We start from the raw sequence: 4,355 nt of genomic DNA, 5'->3' as shown, positions 1-4,355 counted from the left end.
CCGGCGCCGCTCCGGCCGCCGCCGCAGCCCCGACGCGCGCCGCAGCCCCCGCCGAAACGTCGGGAAGGGAGCACTGATGGGCCGCGTCATCGTCGTCGGGTCACTCAACGTCGACCTCGTCACCATGGTCGAGCGCCATCCCAAGCCCGGTGAGACGGTGCTCGGCGAGTCGGTCGGGCGGTTCGCGGGAGGCAAGGGCGCGAACCAGGCGGTCGCCGCTCGCCGGGCCGGCGGCGACGTCGTCATGGTCGGCGCCGTCGGGAGCGACGACGCGGGCGACGCGTACCTGCAGCGCTTGGCAGACCTCGGGATAGACGCGCGGGTCAGCCGGATCGACGGCACGCCGACGGGGACAGCAGTCATCACCATCGACCAGTCGGGGGAGAACTCGATCATCGTCGTCCCCGGAGCCAACGGCGAGTTCGACGCCAGGGAGGTGGGCGCGCGTCCGGGTGACGTGGTGCTCCTGCAGCTCGAGATCCCACTCGACTGCGTCACCCGGGTGGCCCGGGAGAGCCGGCGCGCCGGCGCCCGGGTCGTCATCAACCTCGCGCCCTACGGGTCCCTGCCCGACGACGTCATCGCGATCGCGGACCCCCTCGTCGTCAACGAGACCGAGGCCGCCCTCCTCGCCGACGCCGGCCGCCTGCCCACCTCGCTCCTCGTCACCTTCGGCGCCGCCGGCGCGATGTGGGACGGCGAGCGCGTCGACGGGATCCCGCTCGACGCGGACGAGGTCGTCGACAGCGTGGGTGCCGGTGACGCGTTCTGCGGCGCCCTCGCTGCCGCCCTCGCCGACGGCGTGAGCCGGACGGAGGCGCTCCACCGGGCCAACGCCGCCGGTGCCGCCGCCGTGCGGTGGAGCGGCGCGCAGCCCGACGGTCGTCTCTGACCAGCCTCGGCTGCGCCCTACCGCCGCGGGCCGATGACGAGCACACTCGGGAGATGGCCGTACGGCTCGACCGCCTTCTCCACGGCGTCCTCGACGAGCTGCGGATCCACCCCGTGCGCAAGCGCGTCCGCGCCCTGCACGGCGACACCGCAGTCGTCGACTCGACGCACGCCGTCATCGTCTGGGAGCCGCGACGCGTGGTGGCCTCCTACGCCGTGCCGGTCGACGACGTCGCCGCGTCGCTCGTCCCGTACGCAGGTCCCGTCCCGGACCCACCGGCCGCTCGTCCGGGCCGACCCCTGCTGCTCGACCCGCGCGTCCCGTTCGGCGTCCACCTCGGCGCGGGCACGCCGCTGACCCTCCGCGGGGACGCCTTCGAGCTGCCGGGGGCCGCCTTCCGGTCCGACGACCCGGACCTCGCCGGCCACGTCCTGCTCGACTGGGACGCGTTCACGACGTGGCTCGAGGAGGACGAGCCGGTCATGGGCCATCCCCACGACCCCTTCGACCGGATCGACTGCCGGCGCAGCTCCCGCCACGTGGTGGTGGCCCACGGCGGACATGTCCTCGCCGACACGACGCGTGCCACCTTCCTCTTCGAGACGCCGCTGCCGACCCGGTTCTACATCCCGCGGGAGGACGTGCGCATGGACCTGCTCACGCCGAGCGAGTCGACGACGGTCTGCGCCTACAAGGGCAGGGCCTCGTACTGGTCGGCCACCCTCGGTGGCGAGTCGCTGCCCGACATCGCGTGGTCCTACGAGCAGCCCCTCCTGGACGCCGAGCCCGTCAAGGACCACCTCGCCTTCTTCGACGAGCGGCTCGACGTGACGCTCGACGGGCAACGCCTCGCACGTCCTGTGACGCCCTGGTCCTAGGCCGCCTCGACGACGATCGCGACCTGTCTGCCGGCCACCCGCGTCAGCACGAGGACCGCCTCGGAGCCGCCCTTGCCCCGGCCGGTCATCTTGAGCTGGCGTCGCAGCAGGTCGGCGTCCATCGCGACGCCACGCTTCTTGATCGTCACGCGATCGTGCCCGTGCTCGCGCAGCCAGCGCCCCAGCGCCTTGGCGGAGAGCGGCAGCGCGGCGCGCACCCGATACCGCTTGGCCCAGGCGATGTCGTATGCCGCTGAGCTCGTCACGTAGCCGACGCCCGGTCCCAGCTCGGTGCCGTCCACCGCGGCCACGAGGGCCCCGGTGAGCCCGGCCCGGATGACGGCACGGTCGGCCTCGTAGAGCCAGTCGCCGAGTGCCTCGAGGGAGGCGAGGGGGTCGACGTCCGAGCCCGCCCCGGCCTCCGCCTCGGTGACGACGCAGACCGACCTGTCGGTGCAGACCGCAGCGGTCCGGCCGGCGTGCTCGACGAGCGGGCCCCACCAGAGGGCGCACTCGAGCACCTCTCCGTGCCACGAGGTCCACTGCGCCTCGGAGCCGGGCGGGATGGCGGCGTGCGGGAAGCCGGGGGAGAGCTTGGCGCCCGTCGCCGGGACCTGCGCCGCGAAGCGCTGCACGTCCGGCCACGACGGGGAGATCTCCTCCAGCGAGAAGACCCGCCTCGTCCGGCCGCGGAGGTCGGCGACGCCCGGCGTGCGTCGTGCCGGGTCGACCCACACGCCGGTCCGCGCCGACCCCGCGTCGGTGAGCAGGTCGACGTCCTCGGCGTGTGCGCAGGCGACGCTCGCCTCGGGCCAGTGCCTCAGGTTGACCGCGGCGATCGCAGCAGTGACGGGATCGGCGTCGACGGCCGCCACGCGAAGGTCGAGGGCGGCGAACGCCATGGCGTCGGAGCCGAGCCCACAGCCGAGGTCGTGGACGCGCTCGACCCCGGCGCGCCGGAACCGGCTCGCATGCCGGGCGGCGACGGGCAGCCGCGTCGCCTGCTCGAGCCCGTCCGCGGTGAAGAGCATGCCGGCGGCGAAGTCGCCGAACTTCTCCCGCGCCCGGGACCGGAGACGGGACTGGGCCATGGCGGCGGCCACGAGGTCTGCGTCGAGGCCCGAGGCGCGCAGGCGGCTCTGCAGGGACAGGGCGCTCGCCTCGTCGTAGTCGGGCAGCGCCTGCAGCAGCGACCATCCCTCCGGGCCCGCGAGCCGCTCCACCGTCGCCACGTCCATGGGTCCCATCCTCGCATTGGCACTCGACTTGACCGAGTGCTAATCGGAACCTAGATTTCTGCTTGTTGGCACTCTCACCCCGAAAGTGCCAGAACTCCAGAGGTGGTCGACCCCCGCGACGGCGGTCGCCTCGACGAGCCAATAGTCAACAGTCATCCGAGACAGTCCCGAAGGGAAGGTCACCAGTGTCGGTTTCCATCAAGCCGCTCGAAGACCGCATCGTCGTCAAGTCGCTCGAGGCGGAGCAGACGACCGCGTCCGGCCTCGTCATCCCCGACACCGCGAAGGAGAAGCCGCAGGAGGGCGAGGTCCTCGCTGTCGGCCCGGGTCGGTGGAACGAGGACGGCGACGAGCGCGTCCCGCTCGACATCAGCGTCGGCGACAAGGTCATCTTCAGCAAGTACGGCGGCACCGAGGTCAAGTACAACGGCGAGGAGTACCTCATCCTCTCCGCCCGTGACGTCCTCGCCATCGTCGGCTGAGGCCCTTCGCACCACACGTAGTGACCGCACCCCGGTGATGAGTCCCCGACGGGGTCGCGCCGGGGTGCGGTCCCGTTTCAGCACTACGCCCACACGAGCCTAAGGAATCACATGGCCAAGCAGTTGGAGTTCGACGACTCCGCACGCAAGTCACTCGAGCGCGGTGTTGACGCGCTCGCCAACGCGGTCAAGGTGACGCTCGGTCCGAAGGGCCGCAACGTCGTCATCGACAAGAAGTGGGGCGCCCCCACGATCACGAACGACGGTGTGACGATCGCCCGCGAGATCGAGCTCGAGGACGCCTACGAGAACCTCGGCGCCCAGCTGGCCAAGGAGGTCGCGACCAAGACCAACGACATCGCCGGTGACGGGACGACGACCGCGACGGTCCTCGCCCAGGCGATGGTCAAGGAGGGCCTGCGCAACGTGGCGGCCGGCGCCGCCCCGGCCGCCCTCAAGCGCGGCATCGACAAGGCCGTCGCGGCGGTCAACGACCAGCTCCTCAAGGTCGCCCGCGACGTCGACGGCAAGGACGAGGTCGCCTCGGTCGCGACGCTCTCCGCACAGGACGCCACCCTCGGCGAGCTCATCGGCGAGGCGTTCGACAAGGTCGGCAAGGACGGCGTCATCACCGTCGAGGAGTCCTCGACGACGGCGACCGAGCTCGAGTTCACCGAGGGCATGCAGTTCGACAAGGGTTACCTGTCGGCCTACTTCGTGACCGACACCGAGCGCATGGAGACGGTCCTCGAGGACGCCTACGTCCTGATCAACCAGGGCAAGATCTCCTCGGTCACCGAGATCCTCCCGGTCCTCGAGAAGGTCGTCCAGTCGGGCAAGCCGCTGCTCATCATCGCCGAGGACG

At 71.7% G+C, this 4,355-nt stretch carries 5 protein-coding genes; 4 read left to right on the top strand and 1 reads right to left on the bottom strand.

What is annotated here, in order from left to right; all coding sequences use genetic code 11:
* Both N864_RS19690 and N864_RS19685 read left to right on the top strand, forming a co-directional pair.
* Nucleotides 1–892: ribokinase (locus tag N864_RS19690; RefSeq protein WP_240474417.1), on the top strand; the 892-nt coding region annotated here is incomplete at its 5' end.
* Nucleotides 893–945: 53 nt separating this feature from the next.
* Nucleotides 946–1,770 carry a DUF427 domain-containing protein gene (locus N864_RS19685; protein ID WP_034721336.1) on the top strand — a complete coding sequence of 275 codons (825 nt, stop codon included), beginning with the start codon at nt 946–948 and terminating at the stop codon, nt 1,768–1,770.
* Here N864_RS19685 and N864_RS19680 read toward each other — a convergent pair.
* Nucleotides 1,767–3,008: a class I SAM-dependent methyltransferase gene (locus N864_RS19680; protein WP_034721335.1), complete on the bottom strand. Its 1,242-nt coding sequence runs from the start codon at nt 3,006–3,008 to the stop codon at nt 1,767–1,769. The two genes, N864_RS19685 and N864_RS19680, sit on opposite strands and share 4 nt — an antisense overlap.
* Nucleotides 3,009–3,193: 185 nt before the next feature.
* Between N864_RS19680 and groES the strand changes: the two genes are divergently transcribed.
* A complete protein-coding gene (gene groES, locus N864_RS19675; protein ID WP_034721333.1) occupies nt 3,194–3,490 on the top strand; it encodes a co-chaperone GroES in 297 nt (98 codons plus the stop codon).
* A gap of 111 nt (nt 3,491–3,601) precedes the next feature.
* A partial coding sequence (gene groEL / locus N864_RS19670) for a chaperonin GroEL (RefSeq protein ID WP_034721331.1) occupies nt 3,602–4,355 on the top strand: 754 nt, incomplete at its 3' end.

Origin of the sequence: Intrasporangium chromatireducens Q5-1 (assembly GCF_000576575.1) — a bacterium.
GTDB classification, from domain to species: domain Bacteria; phylum Actinomycetota; class Actinomycetes; order Actinomycetales; family Dermatophilaceae; genus Intrasporangium_A; species Intrasporangium_A chromatireducens.
This window is presented reverse-complemented; position numbering and strand designations above follow the sequence as displayed.

Excerpts from the sequence above, each read along its gene's own strand:
- N864_RS19685 (WP_034721336.1), top strand. The coding sequence starts at position 946 with ATGGCCGTACGGCTCGACCGCCTTCTCCACGGCGTCCTCGACGAGCTG.
- N864_RS19680 (WP_034721335.1), bottom strand. The coding sequence starts at position 3,008 with ATGGACGTGGCGACGGTGGAGCGGCTCGCGGGCCCGGAGGGATGGTCG.